Raw genomic sequence first — 22,771 nt, 5'->3', positions numbered from 1 at the left:
ATTGTCATTGCGCATATTCAGGTTGATATGGCGTATAAACACCGGTCAGGCTTTCCAGGAAGGCGACGATATCGTCAATATCGTTTTGCGGCAGATCGGTGCCAACCTGATAACGCAGCATCAGTTTTACCGCGCCATCCAGCGTCGGTACGTCGCCCCGATGGAAATAAGGCGCTGTTAACGCGACGTTGCGTAAGCCCGGGACTTTTTGCCGTAATTTATCGCGAACCTCTTTGGTGACGTTCATACGACCAATATCCGCTGCGGTAATTTCGCCAAAATTAAAGTCTCGCTTTAATCCCAATGGTTCAAAAGAGCGCCCGCCTAAAATGATACCGCCGTGACAGGTTGCACATTTATTCTCTTTAAATAATTGATAACCGTGTTTCTGTTGCGCGGTCAGCGCATTTTCATCTCCACGTAGCCATTTATCAAAGGCGGAATCCGGCGTTATCAACGTTTTTTCAAATTCGGCGATCGCATCAGTAATATTTTCCCCGGTAAATCCTTGCGGATAAACCGCCTGGAAATCTTTTTTCAGGGCAGGATCTTTATCAAGCTTGCTAATAATTTCATCCCAGGATTTAGAGGCCATTTCAATAGGATTTAACGGTGGTCCGCCTGCTTGCTCCTGCAGGGTTGCAGCACGACCATCCCAAAATTGTTCGATATTAAATACGGAGTTGAATACCGTCGGCGCATTTATTGGTCCTACCGCGCCGCCAACGCCAATTGAGGTTTTTCTGCCATCGACACCGCCCGCATTTAACGCGTGACAATGCGCACAGGATATTGTGCTGTCGCCGGATAAACGTTCATCATGATAAAGACGGAAACCTAAGTCGACTTTTTTCGCATCGACGGGAATATTGCGCGGAATAGGCTGAACGGGTTCATTCCGGTGCGCGGGGTCGGTATCGGCGCTGGCATAGTTGCGCTCACGCTGATCGGCTATCCAGTTCAGGATGTCAGTACGCTCTTTATCGCTGACGCCCCCCGCCCAGTGCAGCGCGACATAGCGGGTTGGCGGCATAGTCTGATGTTGCATAACCCATTCAATTTTATTCAGTTCGCTTTGCGGCACCGGCGTATCCGCAATCAGGGCGGCCCGTACCGCCTCCAGGTTAAACGACTTGTAACCGAGCTGGATATCGTAATCCATTAACTGCTTTGCCACCGGAAAAGAGGAATAAAAAGGCAATTCAGCGGAAGGCGTATGACAATAATCACATCCTTTCTCCCTGAAATAACCCAGTATTTTATTATTTTCACCCACAACCGAGGCCTGCACATCGCTTTTTTTACTGCGCTGTTTGTCGTAATACCATACATACCCGGACAAACCTAAATAACATAACAGCCCAACGGTGATAACCGTTGTCGCATAGAGGGTAATTTTTTTCATATCACTATCCTTATGGGGTATTGCGGCATGATTAATTAAATTTTATTTTTTTACTCATGAGGCCCGTCAATACTAAATACAAACCCATCATGGATATTGATTGGTATCAATAATTACAATTGGCTAAACCTATAGATATGATAACCCCCGACTATCGTAAGATTTATTTTGCGATGCCCGTCACAGGGTTTATTCAACCGCAACAATGGATAAATCCTCTTTTCCGTCATCAAAACGAACGATAGCCAACAATAATTGACTTAACGCAGCATAAAAACCATAGAGATCATGCTTAAGGCAATTATTTGTAAATTCCGGAAGCCACTCCAGTAATGACGACAATGTTTTCTGGCGTAATTTATTCATTCTCCGTTGTTGGAACGATTCACCCAATGAAAAATGTAAATGGCTGAGTAATTCCAGATAAATCGCCAGGTGGTCGGCCGGCTCTTTAAAATCGTCGTTGACTTCCATCCCGGCTTCAAGCAATAAATGTTTAATCATGCCGGGTTCCTGCTGCGGGTATTGCGAGGCGTAGGGCAAGGCCGATTTTTTATCCGTCATCAGGAACAATCCGCAAAAATCCGCTGCCAGCTCCAGCTGCGCATCCTGACGCAGGCTAAGCGCGGCAATTTTTTGTTCGAGTAACGCCACCGACGCCGCCAGCGCTGGCTGACGCTTTAACAGCGCCAGCCAGTCCGCGATTTCCGCGGACTGTAATTGTATTAACCCTTCATCATCCACTTCCCGGAAAAAGAGTAACGCCAGCCATGCATATACGCAGGCGTACTGTTCCTGAGCAAGCGCTGGCTGCTTAATCATGCGGATTCCCCTGCGATGCGGGTACATATTCACACTGCGCGACCATCTCGACCGGACCGTTAAACGCCGTGACGTTATCCATAGGGCCGGTATATTTTTCAATTTCCACCAGCGTCGTATGCGCGCTGGTCGCCTGCGCGAGCTGTGATGTACCGATATCCAGCGTTAATACGTTAGGGTTGCCGTACTTACATAACGCGTTGAGATCGCCGCCTTTATCAGGATCGTACCAGGCGCCTTCATGAATTCGCGCCACGCCCGGCGCATAGCGATCGGAAACTACCGCTCCCGCCAGTACCTGCCCGCGTGCATTGAATACCCGCACGATGTCACCGTTGCGGATCCCGCGCGCGCTGGCATCCTGTGGGTTAATAAAGACCGGCTCCTTGCCGCCAACGGCATATTGCTGACGCAGCGTTTCCGACTCGCACAGTTGGGAATGCAGACGGAAATCAGGGTGGACGGACTGTAAGTGCAGCGGCCAGCGCTGCGATCCCGGCCCGCCATGCGAGCGTTCGATTTTTTCGAACCACATGGGATGGCCCTGACAATCGTCGTATTGCATGTCGGCGATCGTTTTGGAGTAAATCTCGATCAAACCGCTTGGCGTGCCCAACGGCTCCAGGTCCGGATCTTCACGGAAAGCCTGATGGCGCACAAACATCTGCGGATGATCAAACTCGATGTACTCCTGTTGATTCCAGAACACCTCGAAAGTCGGTAAGTGGATACCGCGACCTTTTCCCTGCTGGCTCCCTTCCTGCCAGATGCGTTTCAGCCAGCCCATTTCATCAAGACCTTCCGTGAATGCCGCTTCACGGTTAAAGCGTCGGCAGAGATCGCGGAAAATATCAAAGTCGTTACGCGCTTCAAACTGCGGCGACACCACCTGTTTCATGGCGATAATGCCGCGGTTAGAGTGGTTGCCGAACTGATCGAGGTCGTTACGCTCAAATTGGGTGGTAGCCGGCAAATTTTCAGGCACCGGTTGCCCCTGTAAGACCTTAATCGACTGCGTTATCGCTAATTCTCCCTGCCAGGCCATCTGATCGCTGAGCGCCATCAGGATATGGCCGCGTTTTAAACCGCGATAAACCTGATGCGTCAGATAAAATGAGACGATCGTGAGCGGAGTCGTCAAATTTCGCCCTTCGCCCATCGCCGCCTCCGCCGCCTCCGCCGCTATCGCCGACCCGGCGACCACATTGGCGTCCGGATGACGCTCCAGCATTTCCTGGAGTAAGTTTCGCTGCACTTCAATGTCGTTATCGCCCCAGGCGATATCCACAATGTTGATGGCGCTGCCTTTAATTGCCTGACGAAAACCCGCCACCATCTCCTGACTGCCGCCAGCTTCCTCCGGCCCCGGGAAGAGTAAAACGTTAAGCGTTTTTCCTTTGCTCCACTGCACCAGGAAACGTCCCGGCAGATAACCCATCTGAAACCACGGCAGACCGACGTGAGTTGCCACGCTGGCGTCGCGTATCACGTTCGCCACTTCAATAACCGGCACATTACCGGCATACCGTTCCAGTTCCGGGAAACGAATGGTACTGCTGCCAAGCAGAATAGCGTCGGCGCCCCACTCCCGGCACTGCGTCATTTGCTGTTGTTGCGTCGCCAGTTGCCGATAGCCATTCGCTTCCAGCACTTTTAAATCAACGCCATACAATTTGGCCGCTTTTTGCATCCCGTAGTTGACGGACAACCAGTAAGAATCTTTCAGGCTGGGGTATAATGCGCACAGTTTCCAGGGTTTACTCGCATTGACTGACGTTTGCCGCCAGGGAATCGCCCGATCGGCGCGCGTCCAGTGTAGCAGTCCGGTTTCGGCTGACGCTGTTTCTACATTCGAGACGATGATTATCAAAAAAAGAACGAAATAAGCGCGCGCATGATAGCCCCACCAGCAATAAGGTTTTATCCTAATGGTTTTTCCGGCGGCAACTCAACCCATTTCACCCGCAGCGCATAAATGTCAACGCCTTCACTGACCCGCAGATTATGGCTGGCCTTCGCCCTGATGGCGGCACTCACCCTGCTCAGCACCGTGATCGGCTGGATAAGCCTGCGCGTCATTAGTCAGGTGGAGCAAACCAATACGCAAGCGCTGCTCCCCACGATGAATATGGCCAGGCAATTAAGCGAAGCCAGCGCTTACGAGCTCTTCTCCGCGCAAAATCTGACCAATGCCGACAGTGAGGGCGTTTGGCTGGCGCAGGGGAAGATGCTGAAAGCGCAAAGCCTTAAAATTAACCATCTTTTGCAGGCATTAAGCGAGCAGGGGTTTAATACCTCGGCCATCGCCCGGCAAGAAAAAGAGATTGCGCAAACGCTTGGGCAACAGGGAATGCTGGTCGGTGAAATTCTCACGCTGCGCGCACAGCAACAGCAGTTAAGCCGCCAGATTGCGGAGGCGGCGGAAAGCATTGCCGCCCAGGCTCACGGTCAGGCCAATAATGCAGCGACATCTGCGGGCGCCACCCAAGCCGGTATTTACGATCTTATCGAAAGCGGTAAAGGGGACCAGGCTGAACGCGCGCTTGACCGATTGATTGATATCGACCTTGAGTATGTGAATCAGATGAATGAGTTGCGGGTCAATGCCCTGCGGTTTAAGCAGCTCATTGTGACCTTAAAAGACGCGCAAGGGCTGAGCGATGCCGAGGACACCGATGAAAAACTTAATCAGTTGGTTAAAATTTTATCCCGCCGCCAGCAGCGTATAGAAGATCCTACCGTTCGCGCCCAAATCGCCGACGCGCTGGAGAAAATAAATCAGTACACCACACTGGTTACCCTGTTTCGTAAGGAAAACGCTATCCGCGACCAGCTTCAAACGCTTATGGCCAATAACCTCTTTCAGTTTACCCGCTTCAGTACGGAAGTGTCGCAGTTGGTGAACGCCATCGAAAAACGAAACGAGGCTGGGTTAGCGCGTCTTACACACGCCAGTCAGCGTGGGCAAATAGGGTTAGTGATCTTAGGTATCCTGGCGCTGTGCTCATTAAGTTTTATTCTTTGGCGAGTGGTTTACCGTTCCGTATCCCGCCCGCTGGCGCAACAAACGCAGGCCTTACAGCGGCTACTGGAGGGCGATATTGACTCACCGTTTCCGGAGGCGGCTGGCGTCAGCGAACTGGATACCATCAGCCGTCTGATGGAAGCGTTTCGCGCCAACGTGCGCAAATTGAACCGCCATCGTGAGGATTTTGCGGAACAGGTGCGTTCGCAAACGGCGGAGCTTCATGCGCTGGTGCTGGAACACCGGCAGGCGCGCGCCGAAGCGGAAAAGGCCAACGAGGCGAAATCGACGTTCCTTGCCGCCATGAGCCATGAAATTCGCACGCCGCTTTACGGCATTCTCGGTACGGTACAATTGCTGGCCGATAAACCGCTCATGGCAAACTACCGCGACGACTTACAGCCATTAATGATTCAGGCGAATCGCTACTGGCGATTCTTAACGATATTCTTGATTACTCGGCGATTGAAGTAGGCGGCACCAACGTTTCTATTAGCGAGGAGCCGTTTGAACCGCGACAATTGTTGAATAGCGCGCTGCATTTAATGCACAGCCGCGTGCAGGTGGCGCTCATCGCCGACTTTAGCGAGCAACTCCCCTCCACGCTACAAGGCGATCCGCGCCGGATACGTCAAATTGTGATTAATCTTTTAAGTAATGCGGCGAAATTTACCGATCGCGGCAGCATAGTGCTGCGCACGTTTTGCGACGATCAGAGCTGGTTTATTGAGGTTGAAGATACCGGATGCGGTATCCCTGAAGCGAAGCTGACGGCTATTTTCAAACCGTTTGTGCAGGCGACAGGACGCCGGGGCGGGACGGGCCTGGGGCTGGCTATCAGCGCCAGCCTGGCAGAGGCGATGGGCGGGACGCTAACCGTCACCAGTACGCTTCATGTTGGCAGTTGTTTTCGTTTACAACTGCCGGTTCGCCACCCCAAACCCGCAAGCAAAAGTGCGTTCAGGAAACCGATAAATCTTAACGGATTACGCCTGTTGCTGATTGAAGATAATATGCTGACGCAGCGTATTACCGCTGAAATGCTCACGGGTAAAGGGGTGAAGGTCTCAGTAGCTGAAAGCGCGAATGACGCGCTACGCTGTTTAGCCGAAGGCGAGTCCTTTGATGTGGCGCTGGTGGATTTTGATTTACCGGATTATGACGGCTTAACCCTGGCGCAGCAGTTGATGAGTCAGTATCCCGCCATGAAACGCATTGGTTTTAGCGCGCATGTGATAGACGATAATCTTCGTCAGCGTACCGCCGGTCTTTTCTGCGGGATTATTCAAAAGCCCGTTCCCCGCGAGGAGCTTTACCGCATGATAGCGCACTATTTACAGGGCAAATCTCACAACGCGCGGGCGATGCTGAATGAACATCAGCTTGCCGGCGATATGGCGTCTGTCGGCCCGGAAAAACTCCGGCAATGGATCGCGTTATTCAAAGACAGCGCGCTGCCTTTAGTCGAGGAGATCGAGGCGGCGCGCGCCATGAATGACGACGTTAACATTAAGCGGCTGGCGCATAAATTAAAAAGCGGCTGCGCCAGCCTGGGGATGACGCAGGCAACCGAAGCCTGTCGGGAGCTGGAATTGCAACCGCTAAGCGATATAGATATTAAAACTATCGTGACGCAGGGAGTGACGGCGCTCGACGCATGGATAGCCGATCATCCTTCGCCATAATAGCTTCCGGCTCGCCACGGCCAACTTATCCGACGCGTTTCACATCGCCCACTAACAGGATGTAAGACAGCGCGCCCAGCAGGGCCACAACGGAGATATAGACCAGCGCCGGAGCAAAACCGTAGCTTTGCGCCAGATAACCAATCACTAACGGTACGCTAATCCCGCCCAACCCGCCGATAAAGTTAAACATACCGCCGGTAAGGCCAATCAACCGCATCGGCGCAAGCGAAGAGATTAACGACCAGGTAATGGACGCAAATCCGTTGCCGAAGAAAGCTATCGCCATCAACGCCATAATCCACAACGGATCGTTAGTGTAGTTAGCGCCCATAATGCACGTGGAGATGAGCAAACCGCAAATAATCGGCGTTTTGCGCGCCACGCCCAGCGAGAAGCCTTTTTTCACCAGTTTATCCGCCAGCCAGCCGGAGAGTAGTACGCCAAAAAAGGCAGCCAGGAACGGTACGGTCGTCATAAAGCCCGCTTTTAGCGCGGTAATGCCTTTTTCCTGGGTCAGATAATTAGGGAACCAGGTCAGAAAGAACCATAGCGTAGAGTTTACGGCGAACTAACCGAGGTAGACGCCCACCAGCTTACGATGGAACACCAGTTTCCAGTCGGCTTTCGTCAACGGCGGGCGGGCCTCTTTTTTCGCTGGCGCATCGCCATCCACCAGACCGCCGCCATCGCGAATATACTCCAGCTCCGCCTGGCTAAGGCTTTTCGTCAAACGCGGCGGTTGATAAACCTTAAACCAGACCAATGACCAGATAATCCCGATACCGCCGGTGACGATAAAGACCCAGTGCCAGCTCAGCATTTCCTGAATCCAGATCAGCAGCGGCGTAAGGAATGCCAGTCCGACGAACTGTCCGGAGGTGTAGAACCCGACTGCGGATGCGCGCTCATGCTCCGGAAACCAGCTAGTGACCATCCGGTTATTTGCCGGAAAGGCTGGTGCCTCGAAAATCCCGGTAATAGCGCGCAGGCCGATAAGCGACAATAGTCCCGTCGCAAACCCCTGCAATAGCGTCGCGACTGACCAGCCGAAGATAGCGATAAAATAGGTCAGCCGGGACCCAATACGGTCGAGAAACCAGCCGCCAGGGATCTGGCATAACGTATAGAGCCAGGCAAAAGCGGAGAAGACATAGCCCATTTCCGCTTTGGTAATGCCGAATTCTTTTTGAATATGCATGGAAGCCACGGCAAGGTTGGCGCGATCGACGTAGCAAATCACCACGGTAATAAAGATCATCACCAGCGTCAGATAGCGGCGACGCCCCGGCTGTGCTGCTGTAACTGAAATATCCATCGTCATCTGTCTCCAGATTCTGGGCATAGCGAGGCCGCTCACCATGCCCTGTAAATTACAGAGGGTGTGTTTTTATATTTAAATTGGGTTGCCCGGAGGGCGACGTTTGTTGAGCCTACAGCGTGGCGATCACCACTCGGCTACCGATCCGTCAGCGTGCCGCCACAACGGATTACGCCAGTCCGGCGCGCTTTTGCTAAGTTCAATCACCCTGGCCTCGTCAATGTCTACGCCAAGACCCGGTTTGGTTAAGGGTTTAAAGAAGCCGCCGTCCATGCTGAAGTCTTCTTTGTTTTTCACAAAGTCGAGCAGCTCCGCGCCCTTGTTATAGTGAATGCCCATGCTCTGCTCCTGGAATACCGCGTTGCGCGAAACAAAATCGATATGCAGGCAGGCAGCCAGGGCGATTGGACCCAGCGGGCAATGCGGCGCCAGCGCCACATCATATGCTTCCGCCATTCCGGCGATTTTATAGCATTCGGTAATGCCGCCCGCGTGGGATAAATCCGGCTGTAGAATCGCCAACCCGCCCGCGTCCAGCACGCGTTTAAATTCAAAACGCGAGAACATACGTTCGCCTGCAGCAATCGGAATATGCGTTTGCGCTGCCAGGCGCGGATAATATTCCGCCTGTTCCGCCAGCACCGGCTCTTCAATAAACAGCGGGCGATAGGGTTCCAGTTCTTTAATCAGCACCTTCGCCATCGGCGCGCTAACGCGACCGTGGAAGTCGAGCCCAAACTCAATTTCACTGCCGAAAGCTTCGCGGATTTGCGCCACGGTATTGACCGCCGCATCCACCGCACGGGAGTTATCAATCACGCCCATCTCTTCACAGCCGTTCAGCTTGAAGGTGTCAAAACCAATACCGCGCAATTTTTCAATACCGTCAATGACGTCTGCCGGACGATCGCCACCCACCCAGCTATAGGCCTTGATTTTGTCGCGCACCAGGCCGCCCATGAGCTGCCAGACCGGCGCATTCAACACCTTGCCTTTGATATCCCACAATGCCTGGTCAATACCGGCGATGGCGCTCATCATAATCGGGCCGCCGCGATAAAAACCGGCCCGGTACATTACCTGCCATAGGTCGTTGATACGCGCCGGATCTTTCCCTATCAGGTAGTCGGCAAACTCATGTACTGCCGCCTCTACAGTACGTGCCCGACCTTCAATGACCGGCTCTCCCCAGCCAACCACGCCTTCATCCGTTTCGATTTTCAGGAACATCCAACGTGGAGGTAAACGGTACGTGGTGATGTGAGTTATTTTCATTTCACTGCCTCTCGATACGCATTAACAAATGCCGCAGCCTGCTGCGCGGTGCGTTCAACGGATTGCCCGGCGCGATAGAGATCGCTACCCAATCCCGCGCCCACACAGCCGGCTTTAATCCATTGCGCCAGGTTTTCCGGCGTCACGCCGCCGACGGCAAATAGCGGAACATCCGGCGGAAGTACCGCTTTCAGCGCGCTGATGTAGCCCGGACCAAACGCCGACGACGGGAAAATTTTTAACGCCTGTGCGCCTGCATCCAGCGCAGAAAAGGCTTCCGTTGCCGTGGCGCAGCCCGGACACACGGTCATGCCATAGCTCACCGCCCGGCGGATCACCTCCGGTTGGATATTCGGCGTGACGATCAGCTTGCAGCCCATCCCGGCAAGCTGGTCTACCTGTTCCGGTTTCAGTACGGTACCAGCGCCAATAAGCGCCCTGCCGCCATACGCCTTCACCACGAAAGAAATGCTTTTTTCCCACTGTGGGGAGTTAAGCGGAATTTCTATAGCGTCAAATCCCGCATCCACCACCGCGCCAACGTGCGCCAGGGCATCATCGGGCGTAATACCGCGTAAGATAGCGATGAGAGGGAGATTAGTTTGCCACTGCATGAGCGATGCTCCTTATTCCAGCCTGAAATGCCATATCGCCATCCACGGTTGAAACATCACGCCCAATAGCACTAAACGCCTGTTGGTAACGTGAGATCAGCGCGGGTCCAGCGACGAGAGTGATAGCCTGTTGCGCCGCGAAGGATTCGCTCATGCTGGCGACTTCCGCGCCAATCAACAGGCCGGAGAGGAAGTCGCTGACCTGCTCACGCGCAAGGTGTCCCAACACGTGCGAGGCGCGAACCTCAAAAAGAGAAGGCAGGACGGCAGGAGAATTAAGACCGCGCTCCAGCCCCGCGGCATAGGCGTCGCCAGAAACTTCCTGTTCCGGCAAACCAGCCCCGACCAGCGAGTGACGCAGCAACAAGTGATGGAGTTCGCCTGTCATCACAGTACGAAAATCATGAATTTGTTGCGTATCAGTCTGTACCCATTTGCAATGCGTGCCGGGCATGACATAGACAGAAGAAGGAGAAAGTTCGCGGGCGCCAAGCAGTTGCGTCTCTTCACCGCGCATCACGTTGTGGTTATCCTCGCATGAGACACACAATCCGGGAATGATCCAGATGTTGTCGCCAACGGCGGTTAACTGTTCGCCAATAGCGGAGAACAGGGCGGGAACCGGCAGATAAGGCGCATTTTGCCAGCCTACGTTACTGCCGATCATGCCCGCCATTACCACTGGGGTGGCGCTGTCGCGCCAGTGTGTTGTGACTTCTGCTAACACCGCGTCAGGAGATTTACCGTTCAGGCGTGTAACGCCTGCTTCTGATTGCCTGCTCTCCAGGCATTTGTCGCCCTGGTAAAGCCAGGCGCGCAGATTGGTCGATCCCCAGTCAATTGCGATGTAGCGAGCTGTCATGTGATTTCCTTTAACCTTCGTGTCGAGCTGGCGATCATGGTTAATGCCGCCTGCTCTGCCGCATCGCCATCCTGATGCCGTATCGCATCGAATAGCGCCTTATGTTCCTGGAGCGTTTTCGGCATATTGGCCGCATCGCCCATCCAGGTCCGTTCAAATACCGCTCGCTGTAGCGAGCTGATCGCTACATTTAACTGTTGCAGTACCGGGTTATGCACCGACTGCAACACTGCTTCGTGATAGCGAATATCCGCCTCGTTAAACGCTTCCCGGTCCTGGTTGTTGGCAATCATGTCGTTTAGCGCCGACTCAATTTCAGCCAGATCGCTTGATGTTGCCCGTTCCGCCGCCCAGCGTGCTATTGCTGGCTCCACCAGGTTTCGTATTTCGCTCATCGCGCTGATAAGCCTCGGGTCGTAGTCATTTTCCAGCACCCATTGCAGCACGTCGGTATCGAGATAATTCCACTGGTTACGCGGTGCGATAAACGCGCCGCGATAGCGCTTCATTTCAATTAGCCGCTTCGCCATAAGCGAACGAAACACTTCGCGAATGATGTTGCGCGACGTTTCAAACTCCTCGCACAGATCCGCTTCCGCTGGCAGCGCCGAACCGGGTACGTATTTACCGCTGACAATCTGTTTGCCCAGCGTGATAACGATGCGATCGGTTTTATTGAGAGTCATAGAGAGTCCTTGTGCTCGATGTGAACTCTCTTACTTTACCGCGATAGCTGAATTACGCCGCAATTTTGTAGTACTAGCGTGATATCAACCGTCGTTATCATGCCATTAATGTAGTACAACATAATTATGTTGTACTACAATTTAGATCACAAAAACAACAATTGGTTATGGGAACGTTATAAGACGTAAACGAAAGACATAAAAAAACCCGCAGCAAGTACGGGTCGTTAAGCGCGTATTTGCCCGATGGCGGATATGCCTTATCGGGCGGGGAAATGGCCGGATGAGTGATCGGGGTTCAGCACAAATTTTTCAATCGCCCAGGCAACACCATCTTCAAGGTTCGATTTAGTCACAAAGTTAGCCACCTCTTTGACCGACGGAATGGCGTTGTCCATTGCCACGCCCATACCGGCGTATTCGATCATCGCAATGTCGTTTTCCTGATCGCCAATCGCCATCACCTCCTCTGGCTTAATACCCAGCGCCTCGGCCAGTGATTTTACGCCGGTGCCTTTATTAACCCGTTTATCGAGGATTTCAAGGAAGTACGGCGCGCTTTTCAGCACGGTGTACTTTTCCTTCACCTCTGCCGGTATACGCGCAATCGCCCGGTCGAGAACGGCAGGCTCATCGATCATCATAACTTTCAGGAACTGGGTGTTCGGGTCCATCTTCTCCGCTTCACAAAATACCAGCGGAATGGTCGCCACATACGACTCATGCACCGTGTAGTAGCTGATATCGCGGTTAGCGGTATAAAGCGTATTTCGGTCTAATGCGTGGAAGTGAGAACCCACCTCACGGGACAGTTTTTCCAGGTAACGGTAGTCATCATAGCTGAGCGCCGTTTGCGCAACCGTACTGCCGTCCCCTGCTTTCTGCACCAGCGCCCCGTTATAGGTGATGCAATAATCGCCGGGCTGTTCCATGTGAAGTTCTTTCAGGTAACTGTGCACACCCGCATACGGACGGCCTGTGGTCAGCACCACATTTACCCCTTTTTCACGCGCAGCGGCAATCGCGTTTTTAACCGCCGGAGAAATGGTGTGATCGGGCAGCAGAAAGGTGCCATCCATGTCGATAGCAATAAGTTTGATAGCCATGAAATCCCCGCATTAAATGAGTCCTGACTCATGCTAACGCGATTCCGCTCAAAAAACAGCAAAGAATCCGAGAGAAAGGGGGATAAGATTCACAAACGGGATTCCCCTTTTCAGGCCGTATTCTCCCTCCTGATGTATTAGATAACCTCATTAATCAAACAGAAAATACCGTTTTTCTAAAAGAATGTGTATTGCTACTTTGGACATCATCACTTAGAGCCTAATGGGATTGGTTCTTAATCAGTAAAAATCAACAAAAACTTATATTTTAAAATAACCTTATCCGATGAGAAGGAGATCGCTAATGTCGATGGCCCTTACCGCCCCCCCAACCAGGAAAAGATTTTTAATCGTTGCCTGTCTGTTTATTGGAATATTTATTGCTTATCTCGATCGCGTTAATGTTTCGGTATTAGCCGCGAATGAACCCTTCTTAGCCTATATGGGTATTGAAGGTATGCCATTGCAAATCGGCATGATGATGACCGTCTTTCTGGCCGCTTATGGTATCGCTAACGTTGTATTATCACCGCTTGGTGATTATCTCGGCCCCAGAAAAGCAATGATGCTTTGTATTCTGATCTGGACTATCGCTTTAATGATTGGCGGAGTCGCTACATCATTCGCTCTAATTATTATTTGCCGTATATTACTGGGCATCGGAGAGGGATTTTATTATCCACTGCAAAGCGTATTTATTAAAAACTGGTTCCCGAAGCAGGAACGCGGCAGAGCAAACGCGGCGTGGATCGTCGGCCAGTCAGTCGCTCCCGCCATTGCGATGCCTTTTTTCACCTGGTGGATAGGCACCCACGGCTGGCGCTCCAACTTCTTTTTATGCGCCGCTCTTGGGTTAATCCCACTCTGGCTACTTTGGCGATATGTTGCTGATAAACCAGAACAACATAAAAGTATCAGCGAGCAGGAACTGGCTTATATCAAAGCCGGGCAGGAAACGGAAAGCGCAGGCAGCAGCGAAAGTTTTATGTTGCGGGTAAAACCGGTGATTACCAACTACAGCTATTGGTTGCTGGTGCTGTGGTATCTGTGTCTGCAATGCCTGTACTGGGGGGATGATTACCTGGCTGCCGACCTATCTAAAATCAGCCAGAGGGTTCAGTTGGGCGGAAATGGGCTGGCTGGCGTCGCTTCCCTTTGTCCTGTCGATATTTGCCAAAGCGGCCGCAGGCGTCTTCGTCGATAAAATAGGACGCAGCGCCCCCATATTAATGGTATTAATGTTTTTCGCTGGCGTCAGTATCTATTTCGGCACCATAACCGAACATAAATATATGTCAGCGGTACTCCTCTCCTTTGCTGTTGCTTTCTGTACGATGGGTACACCCGTTGCCTGGACGTTATTACAGGGAATGATACCCGGAAAATCTATTTCCGCCGCCAGCGGCGTAATGAACGGCGTCGCCAATGGACTCTCTTCATTATCCCCCGTATTTATCGGCTTATTTATTTCTATCACTGGAACTTATACCGGCGGCTTACTATGCCTGGTTTTTATCAGCGCTATCGCCGTGGTATCGGCATTAATCTTAACGATTAAAAAATATTAATTACGAGGAGTAAATGATGAAAATTACCAGCGTTGATATTATTGATGTGGCGAACGATTTTGCGTCCGCCACCAGCAAATGGCGTCCGGTGGTGGTAAAAATTAATACCGATGAGGGCATTTCCGGTTTTGGCGAAGTCGGGTTGGCCTACGGCGTCGGTGCCTCCGCAGGCATCGGCATGGCAAAAGATTTAGCCGCCATTATCATCGGCATGGACCCGATGAATAACGAAGCTATCTGGGAAAAGATGCTCAAAAAAACCTTCTGGGGGCAGGGCGGCGGCGGCATCTTTTCCGCTGCGATGAGCGGCATCGATATCGCGCTGTGGGATATCAAAGGCAAAGCGTGGGGCGTGCCGCTGTATAAAATGCTTGGCGGCAAAAGCCGCGAGAAAATAAGAACCTACGCCAGTCAGCTACAGTTTGGTTGGGGGGACGGCAGCGATAAAGATATGCTGACCGAGCCGGAGCAGTATGCACAGGCGGCACTGACCGCCGTCAGCGAAGGCTATGACGCAATAAAAGTGGATACCGTCGCAATGGATCGCCACGGCAACTGGAACCAGCAAAACCTCAACGGGCCTCTCACCGATAAAATCCTGCGTCTGGGCTACGACCGTATGGCCGCCATTCGCGATGCAGTCGGCCCGGATGTGGATATCATCGCCGAAATGCATGCCTTTACGGATACCACCTCGGCGATTCAGTTTGGCCGCATGATCGAAGAACTGGGCGTCTTCTACTACGAAGAGCCGGTCATGCCGTTGAACCCCGCGCAGATGAAGCAGGTTGCCGATAAGGTCAATATTCCACTGGCGGCTGGCGAACGTATTTACTGGCGCTGGGGATACCGTCCTTTCCTGGAAAACGGCAGCCTGAGCGTTATTCAGCCCGATATCTGCACCTGCGGCGGCATCACCGAAGTGAAGAAAATCTGCGATATGGCGCATGTTTACGACAAAACGGTGCAAATCCACGTTTGCGGCGGGCCAATTTCCACAGCAGTGGCGCTGCATATGGAAACCGTGATCCCGAACTTCGTCATCCACGAACTGCACCGGTATGCGCTGCTGGAGCCGAATACACAGACCTGTAAATACAACTACCTGCCGAAGAACGGCATGTACGAAGTCCCGGAGCTTCCCTCGGCCAGGAACTGACCGAAGAAACCATGAAAAAATCACCAACCATCACCGTAAAATAAGCCAACTGTCTGCCTGCGCCGCAGGCAGACACCCTGTATTTGCGAGTCGTATCAACGCGACCTTATCCAGCCTGAGATAAAATCCTCTCAGTAAAGGGGTAACACAGGTGGCAAATGAATTTAACTATCCGGCAATTTCGCGCGTTTCTGGCCGTCGCGGATTTGCGTAGTTTTACCGCCGCCAGCAAATATCTGTGCATCACGCAGGGAGCTGTTAGCGGTTTAATCAACGAAATGGAAAGCCAGATGGAGGTTTCCCTTTTCGACCGCACTTCGCGCGTGGTGAAGCTATCGCCCGACGGCGAAAAGTTTTTACCCGCCGCCATGCGGGTTGTTGAAGAGTTTCAACGGGCCGAAAATTATGCCCGCGGCCTGAAAGAGATCAAAAAATCCCTGGTGCGGGTTGTTGGCGCGCCGCTGATCGCCTGTGCTTTTCTGCCGCAAATCATCCATGCCTTTAAGCGGCAGCATCCGCATACCCACGTACAGCTTATTGATAAGCCCATGTCGCAATTACAAAAAAGCATTATGTTGGGAGAAGCCGATTTTGGTATCGGCCCGGAGCGGCCGCTGGAACCGGAAATCGACAAACAAACGCTGTTCACAACGGAAATCGCCCTGTACTGCCATCCGGACTATCGGCTGCATAAAAAAACGGTTCGCTGGGAAGAGATTCAAAGCGAAGAGCTGATCGCCGTTGGCAACGAATCCATTCCGATGATCTCCGCAACCGCTGGCGTGCGCATTAAGCCCAAAATGACGGTGGAACATATGGCGACCGCCATGTCGCTGGCGGCGCAGTGTGAAGGCGTGGTGATCGCCGGAACCTTTTCCCGCCATTACGCCAAAAGCTACCAATTAGCGACCTGTTCGCTCACGCCTCCGCTGCGGCGCAATATGAACCTTTATTTCCATGCGTGGCGCGCACAAACGCCCGCCACTCAGCGCTTTAGAGATTTTTTATTCAGCTATGTCGATGAACATCATGATGCCCCGGCCAACCAGCGGTAGGCCGGGGATTAAGGCAGGTTAAATATCGATATTCGCTGCTTTCAGGGCGTTCTCTTCGATAAAGGCACGACGCGGCTCAACGGCATCACCCATCAGCGTGGTGAACAGCTGGTCGGCAGCAATCGCATCTTTGACGGTCACACGCAGCATACGGCGGCTTTCCGGGTCCATGGTGGTTTCCCACAGCTGATCCGGGTTCATTTCACCCAGACCTTTATAACGCTGGATAGCCAGACCGCGACGTGATTCTTTCACCAGCCACTCCAGCGCCTGCTCGAAGCTGGTTACCGGCTGGCGACGCTCGCCGCGTTCGATAAACGCATCCTCTTCAATCAGACCGCGCAGCTTCTCGCCCAGCGTGCAGATACGACGATATTCCGCGCCGGTCACAAACTCGTGATCCAACGGATAATCGGTATCCACGCCATGCGTACGCACGCGAACGATCGGCTCGAACAGATTCTGTTCCGTATTAGTATGAACATCGAACTTCCACTGACTGCCGTGCTGCTCTTTCTCGTTCAGCTCGGTAATCAGCGCATTCACCCAGCGCGTTACAGTCTGCTCATCAGAAAGATCGGCTTCGGTCAGAGTTGGCTGATACACCAGCTCTTTGAGCAGCGCTTTCGGGAAGCGACGCTCCATACGACCAATCATTTTCTGCGTGGCGTTATATTCAGAGACCAGTTTTTCTAACGCTTCGCCGGATAGCGCTGGCGCATGAGCGTTCGCGTGCAGAGTCGCACCGTCAAGCGCGATGGAAATCTGGTACTGATCCATCGCTTCGTCGTCTTTAATGTACTGTTCCTGCTTGCCTTTCTTGACTTTGTACAGCGGCGGCTGCGCAATGTAGACGTGGCCGCGCTCGACGATTTCCGGCATCTGACGATAGAAGAAGGTCAACAGCAGCGTACGGATGTGCGAGCCGTCGACGTCCGCATCGGTCATGATGATGATGCTGTGATAGCGCAGCTTGTCCGGGTTGTACTCGTCGCGACCGATACCGCAGCCCAGCGCGGTGATCAGCGTCGCCACTTCCTGAGAGGAGAGCATCTTGTCGAAGCGCGCTTTCTCGACGTTGAGGATTTTACCTTTCAGCGGCAGAATCGCCTGGTTCTTGCGGTTACGCCCCTGCTTCGCAGAGCCGCCCGCGGAGTCCCCTTCCACCAGGTACAGTTCGGACAGCGCCGGGTCGCGTTCCTGGCAGTCCGCCAGTTTGCCCGGCAGGCCCGCTAAATCCAGCGCGCCTTTACGACGGGTCATTTCACGGGCGCGACGCGCCGCTTCACGCGCACGCGCGGCGTCGATAATTTTGCCGACGACAATTTTCGCGTCAGATGGGTTTTCCAGCAAGTATTCGCTCAGCAGTTCGTTCATCTGCTGTTCCACCGCCGATTTCACCTCGGAAGAGACCAGCTTGTCTTTGGTCTGCGAGGAGAATTTCGGGTCCGGTACTTTTACGGAAACCACCGCAATCAGACCTTCACGGGCATCGTCGCCAGTGGCGCTGACTTTGGCTTTTTTGCTGTAGCCTTCTTTGTCCATGTAGGCGTTCAGCGTACGGGTCATCGCCGCACGGAAGCCTGCAAGGTGAGTACCGCCGTCACGCTGCGGAATGTTGTTGGTAAAGCAGTAGATATTTTCCTGGAAACCATCGTTCCACTGCAGCGCTACTTCGACGCCGATACCGTCTTTTTCGGTGGAGAAGTAGAAGATATTCGGGTGGATCGGCGTTTTATTCTTGTTCAGATATTCAACAAACGCCTTGATGCCGCCTTCGTAGTGGAAATGATCTTCTTTGCCATCGCGCTTGTCGCGCAGGCGGATGGAAACGCCAGAGTTCAGGAATGACAGTTCACGCAGGCGTTTCGCCAGGATCTCATATTCAAATTCAGTGACGTTAGTGAAGGTTTCGTGGCTCGGCCAGAAACGTACCATCGTGCCGGTTTTATCGGTATCGCCAGTGACGGCCAGGGGTGCCTGCGGCACGCCGTGCTCGTAGATCTGACGGTGAATTTTGCCATCTCGCTGGATAACCAGTTCCAGTTTTTGCGACAGAGCGTTGACTACCGAGACGCCCACGCCGTGCAGACCACCAGAGACTTTATAGGAGTTATCGTCAAATTTACCGCCCGCGTGCAGAACGGTCATGATCACTTCCGCCGCCGAGACGCCTTCTTCCGGGTGAATACCGGTCGGAATGCCACGGCCATCATCCGTTACGGACACGGAATTATCGGCGTGAATAGTCACGACGATATCTTTACAGTGTCCCGCGAGCGCTTCGTCGATAGCGTTATCTACCACCTCGAATACCATGTGGTGCAGACCGGTGCCGTCATCCGTGTCGCCGATATACATACCCGGGCGCTTACGCACCGCATCCAGCCCTTTCAGGACTTTGATACTGGAGGAGTCATAAGAATTCGACATCAACGTTTCTCGCTCATTTAATCTTGGGTTAATCCGTTATTTTACCCTTTTCCACGGTAAACATCTTCGAATTTTCATCCGACATGTCTATAACGTGTTCAGCGCTAATTGCGCTGACAAAGACCTGCGATTGCGTGGCTTTTAAGCGGCTGGCCAGCAGTCCGCGACGCGCATCGTCAAGTTCAGAGGCAAAATCATCTATCAGGTACAGGCAGCGCCGCCCGCTTTCGCGGGTGAGGAACTCGCCCTGCGCCAGACGTAAGGCGCACATCAATAACTTTAGCTGCCCGCGCGACAGGGTATCTTCCACCGGCGCGCCGTCGGCGCGAATGCGAAAGTCCGCTTTATGCGGCCCGTGCGCGGTGTAGGTCAACATACGGTCACGCTCAAAGCTTCGCTCCAGCACGTCCGCATAGTCTGTCTCTTTCTCCCAGCCGCGCTGGAAAGAGAACGTCAGGGAAAATTCAGGTAAAAACTGCTGACAGGTATCCGCCATGTCCTGTGCGATAGCGCTACTGTACTCCGCCCGCCAGGTACTAATTTGTTCCGCCAGCGGAATCAGCTCTTTATCCCACGGGCGCAATTGCTCATAACGACTCACCTGGCGCAGCGCAGCATTACGCTGTTTCAGTAATCGTTTCAGGTTGCTCCAGGCGGTGAAGAATCCGGCTTCGTTGTGAAAGCATCCCCAGTCAAGGAACGCTCTTCTGTATTTGGGGCCGCCGTTGAGTAAAGTAAACCCCTCCGGCGTAATCAACTGCATCGGCATTAAATGCGCCAGCTCCGCGATCTTGTGACCGTCGGTACCGTCGATACGGACTTTGCTGTCGCCCTGCTTATCTTTGGTTAAGCCAATCGACGTCTCACGCTCTTCGCCCTGCAGGCGCCCGTGGAGAACAAACGCTTCCTGCTCATGACGAATCACGCGGCCAGGCTGCAAACTGCGAAACGCCCGACCGTGGCCAAGCGTATAGATAGCTTCCAGCACGCTGGTTTTGCCGCTGCCGTTGGCGCCAACCAGGAAGTTAAAGCCGGGGGATAAAGCGAGATCCGCATTTTCTATGTTGCGGAAGTCTTTGATTAAAAGGCGCGTCAGTGACATATATTAGTACATTCGTCCAGGGGCGTGTGTGTCGCAGCCAGTTCGTCTACCGCCAGCGCGCAGAAAGCGGAGCGTACACGAAGTACGTGAGCATTTCGAGCACTGCCGGGAGGCGAAATGGCAAGTAAACCAGCCCCTTTTCAGATTCTACAGCCTCATTGGCATAACAACGTAGGCAGCACTCTGTGACGCCGCATCCTCAATCTGTACGCTGGATACGGAATCCGTCAGCATAATGCGCACGGTTTCGCACTTCAGCGCATTGAGCACGTCCAGCACGTAACTGACGTTAAAGCCGATTTCCATCTCCGTCCCGCCGTAGCTCACGTCCAGAATCTCTTCCGCTTCTTCCTGCTCCGGGTTATTGGCGGTGATTTTGAGCTGATTCTCACTGACGTACAGACGCACGCCGCGGAATTTCTCATTCGAGAGGATTGCTGCGCGGGCAAACGCCTGCTTGAGGATATCGCAGCCCGCTTCCAGATGTTTATCCGGATTCTTCGGCAGAACGCGACGGTAATCCGGGAAGCGACCATCCACCAGCTTCGAGGTGAAGATAAAGTCGCCAACGTGCGCGCGGATATTATTACTGCCGATCTGCACGCGCAGCGGGTTTTCACCGCCGTCGAGCATACGCATCAGTTCAATCACGCCTTTACGCGGCACAATCACCGAGTGGCTGGGTAAAGACGCTTCCAGCGGCATTGAGCACACCGCCAGGCGGTGGCCGTCGGTCGCGACAGTGCGCAGTTCGCTACCTTCCGTTTCAAACAGCATACCGTTTAAGTAGTAGCGCACATCCTGATGAGCCATCGAAAACTGGGTCGCTTCAATCAGGCGCTTCATCGTGGCCTGCGGCAGCGTAAATTCAACTTCGCTTTGCCAGTCGTCAAGATTCGGGAAATCGGCGGCAGGCAGCGTAGACAGCGAGAAGCGGCTACGGCCAGAACGCACCAGCATCCGATCGCCTTCCAACTGAACGGCAATCTCCGCGCCCTCCGGCAGGCCGCGGCAGATATCAAAGAATTTCCGCGCCGGCACGGTAGTGGCGCCCGGCTCATGCGGCTGAGAAAGCGTAACGCGCGCGACCATCTCCATTTCAAGATCGGTGCCGGTCAGAGAAAGCGTACCGTCCGCTACCTGGAGGAGCAGGTTACCGAGAATCGGCAGCGTAGGACGACCGCCCAACGGGCCGCTGACCTGCTGAAGCGGTTTTAATAAATGTTCACGTTCAACGGTAAATTTCATAGGATCACGACGACAATGTTCTGATTAAATTCGAAAAATCTTCTTTGATATCGTGGCTTTCTTCACGCAGTTGCTCAATTTTACGACAGGCATGAAGTACGGTAGTGTGGTCGCGCCCGCCAAACGCATCGCCGATTTCCGGCAGACTGTGGTTGGTGAGTTCTTTTGCCAGCGCCATAGCCATCTGGCGCGGACGTGCTACCGAGCGAGATCGACGCTTAGAAAGCAGATCCGCAATTTTGATTTTGTAATACTCGGCCACCGTCTTCTGAATATTGTCGATGGTGACCAGTTTTTCCTGCAACGCCAGTAAATCGCGCAGCGCTTCGCGCACAAAGTCGATAGTAATCGCCCGGCCGGTAAAGTTGGCATTGGCGATCACCCGGTTCAGCGCGCCTTCCAGTTCACGTACGTTAGAGCGTAGACGCTTGGCGATAAAGAACGCTACTTCGCCTGGCAGACGAATATCATTTTCGTCCGCTTTTTTCATCAGGATCGCCACGCGGGTTTCCAGCTCTGGTGGTTCGATCGCCACTGTCAGCCCCCAACCAAAGCGGGACTTGAGACGATCCTCAACGCCGTTGATCTCTTTCGGATAGCGATCCGACGTCAAAATGATCTGCTGATTGCCTTCCAGCAGAGCGTTAAAGGTATGGAAAAACTCTTCCTGGGATCGTTCTTTATTGGCGAAGAATTGAATATCGTCGATCAGCAATGCGTCAACGGAGCGGTAGTAGCGTTTAAACTCTTCGATGGCGTTATTTTGCAGGGCTTTTACCATGTCCTGCACAAAGCGCTCGGAGTGCATATACACGACTTTCGCGTTGGGTTTGCGCGCCATAATGCCGTTACCCACCGCGTGCAGCAGGTGAGTTTTACCCAGACCGGTGCCGCCATAGAGGAATAACGGGTTATAAGCGCCGCCAGGATTATCCGCCACCTGACGTGCCGCCGCGCGCGCCAGTTGGTTGGATTTACCTTCGACGAAGTTATCAAATGTATGTTTAACATTGACGTTGGAGCGGTAGGTCGGCTCCGCCGGCGCTGGTACGTTATCCCAGCCCGAACGGGCCGCAGGCGCTACGCGCTGCGGCTGCGCCGTCGTTGTCTGCGTAGGCGCGACAACGTTATGCACAGGCGTTTTTAGCGTTTGCGTAACGGGCTTTGTTCCCACTTCAAAACGCAGTTGTGGGGCATCCGCGCCGCAGAATGTGTTGAGTAATCCATTGATATTGTTGAGGTACTTATCTCTTACCCAATCGAGCACAAAACGGTTTGGCGCATACAAAGCCAGCGTGTTATCGCTCAGTTCTGCCTGCAACGGGCGTATCCACATACTGAATTCTGTGGCTGGTAACTCATCCTGCAATCGGGCAAGACACTGCTGCCAAAGCGAAAGTGACAC

Annotated in this window: 12 protein-coding genes and 6 pseudogenes; 4 read left to right on the top strand and 14 right to left on the bottom strand. The window is 53.2% G+C overall.

The genetic code is table 11. The annotated features are described in order from the left end of the window. Positions 1-4: 4 nt before the first annotated feature. The 4 genes and pseudogenes from ACQ29O_RS00090 to torT all read right to left on the bottom strand — a co-directional run. Complete coding sequence (locus tag ACQ29O_RS00090; protein WP_000724474.1) at positions 5-1,405, bottom strand: cytochrome-c peroxidase; 1,401 nt, start codon at positions 1,403-1,405, stop codon at positions 5-7. Positions 1,406-1,594: 189 nt separating this feature from the next. Then, positions 1,595-2,227, bottom strand: coding sequence for a molecular chaperone TorD (torD, locus tag ACQ29O_RS00085; RefSeq protein WP_001729087.1), 633 nt, complete (start codon positions 2,225-2,227; stop codon positions 1,595-1,597). Beyond that, positions 2,220-3,200: pseudogene (locus ACQ29O_RS00080) on the bottom strand (molybdopterin dinucleotide binding domain-containing protein); the annotation flags it as partial. The gene torD and the pseudogene ACQ29O_RS00080, both read right to left, overlap by 8 nt. Then, positions 3,198-4,097: pseudogene (gene torT, locus ACQ29O_RS00075) on the bottom strand (TMAO reductase system periplasmic protein TorT); the annotation flags it as partial. The pseudogenes torT and ACQ29O_RS00080, both read right to left, overlap by 3 nt. Before the next feature lie 105 nt (positions 4,098-4,202). On the opposite strand from torT, the pseudogene torS reads away from it, so the two are divergent. Continuing rightward, positions 4,203-6,937: pseudogene (gene torS / locus ACQ29O_RS00070) on the top strand (TMAO reductase system sensor histidine kinase/response regulator TorS). A 25-nt stretch (positions 6,938-6,962) separates the two neighbouring features. Here the strand turns inward: torS and ACQ29O_RS00065 are convergent. From ACQ29O_RS00065 to yidA, 6 genes and pseudogenes are all read right to left on the bottom strand, one after another. Then, positions 6,963-8,300, bottom strand: a pseudogene (locus tag ACQ29O_RS00065) (MFS transporter). 84 nt (positions 8,301-8,384) lie between these two features. Then, entirely contained in the window at positions 8,385-9,533 is a 1,149-nt protein-coding gene (gene dgoD / locus ACQ29O_RS00060) for a galactonate dehydratase (RefSeq protein WP_000704735.1), read from the bottom strand. Further along, positions 9,530-10,147 carry a 2-dehydro-3-deoxy-6-phosphogalactonate aldolase gene (locus tag ACQ29O_RS00055; RefSeq protein WP_001198739.1) on the bottom strand — a complete coding sequence of 206 codons (618 nt, stop codon included), beginning with the start codon at positions 10,145-10,147 and terminating at the stop codon, positions 9,530-9,532. Before ACQ29O_RS00055 ends, dgoD begins: the two co-directional genes overlap by 4 nt. After that, positions 10,131-11,009, bottom strand: coding sequence for a 2-dehydro-3-deoxygalactonokinase (locus ACQ29O_RS00050; protein ID WP_000127124.1), 879 nt, complete (start codon positions 11,007-11,009; stop codon positions 10,131-10,133). Before ACQ29O_RS00050 ends, ACQ29O_RS00055 begins: the two co-directional genes overlap by 17 nt. Further along, entirely contained in the window at positions 11,006-11,695 is a 690-nt protein-coding gene (gene dgoR, locus ACQ29O_RS00045) for a D-galactonate utilization transcriptional regulator DgoR (protein ID WP_000174317.1), read from the bottom strand. The genes ACQ29O_RS00050 and dgoR overlap by 4 nt, the downstream gene beginning before the upstream one ends. A gap of 260 nt (positions 11,696-11,955) precedes the next feature. Continuing rightward, positions 11,956-12,801, bottom strand: coding sequence for a sugar-phosphatase (gene yidA, locus ACQ29O_RS00040; RefSeq protein WP_000985537.1), 846 nt, complete (start codon positions 12,799-12,801; stop codon positions 11,956-11,958). A gap of 304 nt (positions 12,802-13,105) precedes the next feature. Between yidA and ACQ29O_RS00035 the strand changes: the two are divergent. From ACQ29O_RS00035 to ACQ29O_RS00025, 3 genes and pseudogenes are all read left to right on the top strand, one after another. Continuing rightward, positions 13,106-14,369: pseudogene (locus tag ACQ29O_RS00035) on the top strand (MFS transporter). A 13-nt stretch (positions 14,370-14,382) separates the two neighbouring features. Continuing rightward, positions 14,383-15,572: pseudogene (locus ACQ29O_RS00030) on the top strand (mandelate racemase/muconate lactonizing enzyme family protein). Positions 15,573-15,686: 114 nt separating this feature from the next. Further along, the gene (locus ACQ29O_RS00025) at positions 15,687-16,583 is read left to right on the top strand and encodes a LysR family transcriptional regulator (protein WP_001746645.1); all 897 of its coding nucleotides are present in this window, start codon (positions 15,687-15,689) and stop codon (positions 16,581-16,583) included. Positions 16,584-16,601: 18 nt separating this feature from the next. Here the strand turns inward: ACQ29O_RS00025 and gyrB are convergent, their stop codons facing one another. The 4 genes from gyrB to dnaA all read right to left on the bottom strand — a co-directional run bounded on the left by gyrB (position 16,602) and on the right by dnaA (position 22,771). Next, on the bottom strand, positions 16,602-19,016 hold the full coding sequence (gene gyrB, locus ACQ29O_RS00020) for a DNA topoisomerase (ATP-hydrolyzing) subunit B (protein ID WP_000072047.1): 2,415 nt from the start codon (positions 19,014-19,016) through the stop codon (positions 16,602-16,604). Between the two features lie 28 nt (positions 19,017-19,044). Continuing rightward, positions 19,045-20,118, bottom strand: a complete 1,074-nt coding sequence (recF, locus tag ACQ29O_RS00015) for a DNA replication/repair protein RecF (RefSeq protein ID WP_000060081.1) — start codon at positions 20,116-20,118, stop codon at positions 19,045-19,047. Positions 20,119-20,265: 147 nt separating this feature from the next. Continuing rightward, positions 20,266-21,366: a DNA polymerase III subunit beta gene (dnaN, locus tag ACQ29O_RS00010; protein WP_000673474.1), complete on the bottom strand. Its 1,101-nt coding sequence runs from the start codon at positions 21,364-21,366 to the stop codon at positions 20,266-20,268. Between the two features lie 4 nt (positions 21,367-21,370). Beyond that, positions 21,371-22,771 (bottom strand): chromosomal replication initiator protein DnaA, encoded by a 1,401-nt coding sequence (gene dnaA, locus ACQ29O_RS00005; protein WP_000059095.1) that lies wholly within the window; start codon positions 22,769-22,771, stop codon positions 21,371-21,373.

The organism is Salmonella sp. GDC200615, assembly GCF_050574145.1.
In the GTDB taxonomy this organism is placed as follows: Bacteria; Pseudomonadota; Gammaproteobacteria; order Enterobacterales; family Enterobacteriaceae; genus Salmonella; species Salmonella enterica.
Note: the sequence above shows the minus strand (reverse complement) of the source record. Positions and strands in the feature narration are given on the sequence as shown.

Coding starts and splice junctions, on each gene's coding strand:
- dgoR (WP_000174317.1), bottom strand. CDS start 11,695: ATGACTCTCAATAAAACCGATCGCATCGTTATCACGCTGGGCAAACAG.
- gyrB (WP_000072047.1), bottom strand. CDS start 19,016: ATGTCGAATTCTTATGACTCCTCCAGTATCAAAGTCCTGAAAGGGCTG.
- yidA (WP_000985537.1), bottom strand. CDS start 12,801: ATGGCTATCAAACTTATTGCTATCGACATGGATGGCACCTTTCTGCTG.
- recF (WP_000060081.1), bottom strand. CDS start 20,118: ATGTCACTGACGCGCCTTTTAATCAAAGACTTCCGCAACATAGAAAAT.
- dnaN (WP_000673474.1), bottom strand. CDS start 21,366: ATGAAATTTACCGTTGAACGTGAACATTTATTAAAACCGCTTCAGCAG.
- dgoD (WP_000704735.1), bottom strand. CDS start 9,533: ATGAAAATAACTCACATCACCACGTACCGTTTACCTCCACGTTGGATG.
- ACQ29O_RS00090 (WP_000724474.1), bottom strand. CDS start 1,405: ATGAAAAAAATTACCCTCTATGCGACAACGGTTATCACCGTTGGGCTG.
- ACQ29O_RS00025 (WP_001746645.1), top strand. CDS start 15,687: ATGAATTTAACTATCCGGCAATTTCGCGCGTTTCTGGCCGTCGCGGAT.
- torD (WP_001729087.1), bottom strand. CDS start 2,227: ATGATTAAGCAGCCAGCGCTTGCTCAGGAACAGTACGCCTGCGTATAT.
- ACQ29O_RS00055 (WP_001198739.1), bottom strand. CDS start 10,147: ATGCAGTGGCAAACTAATCTCCCTCTCATCGCTATCTTACGCGGTATT.
- ACQ29O_RS00050 (WP_000127124.1), bottom strand. CDS start 11,009: ATGACAGCTCGCTACATCGCAATTGACTGGGGATCGACCAATCTGCGC.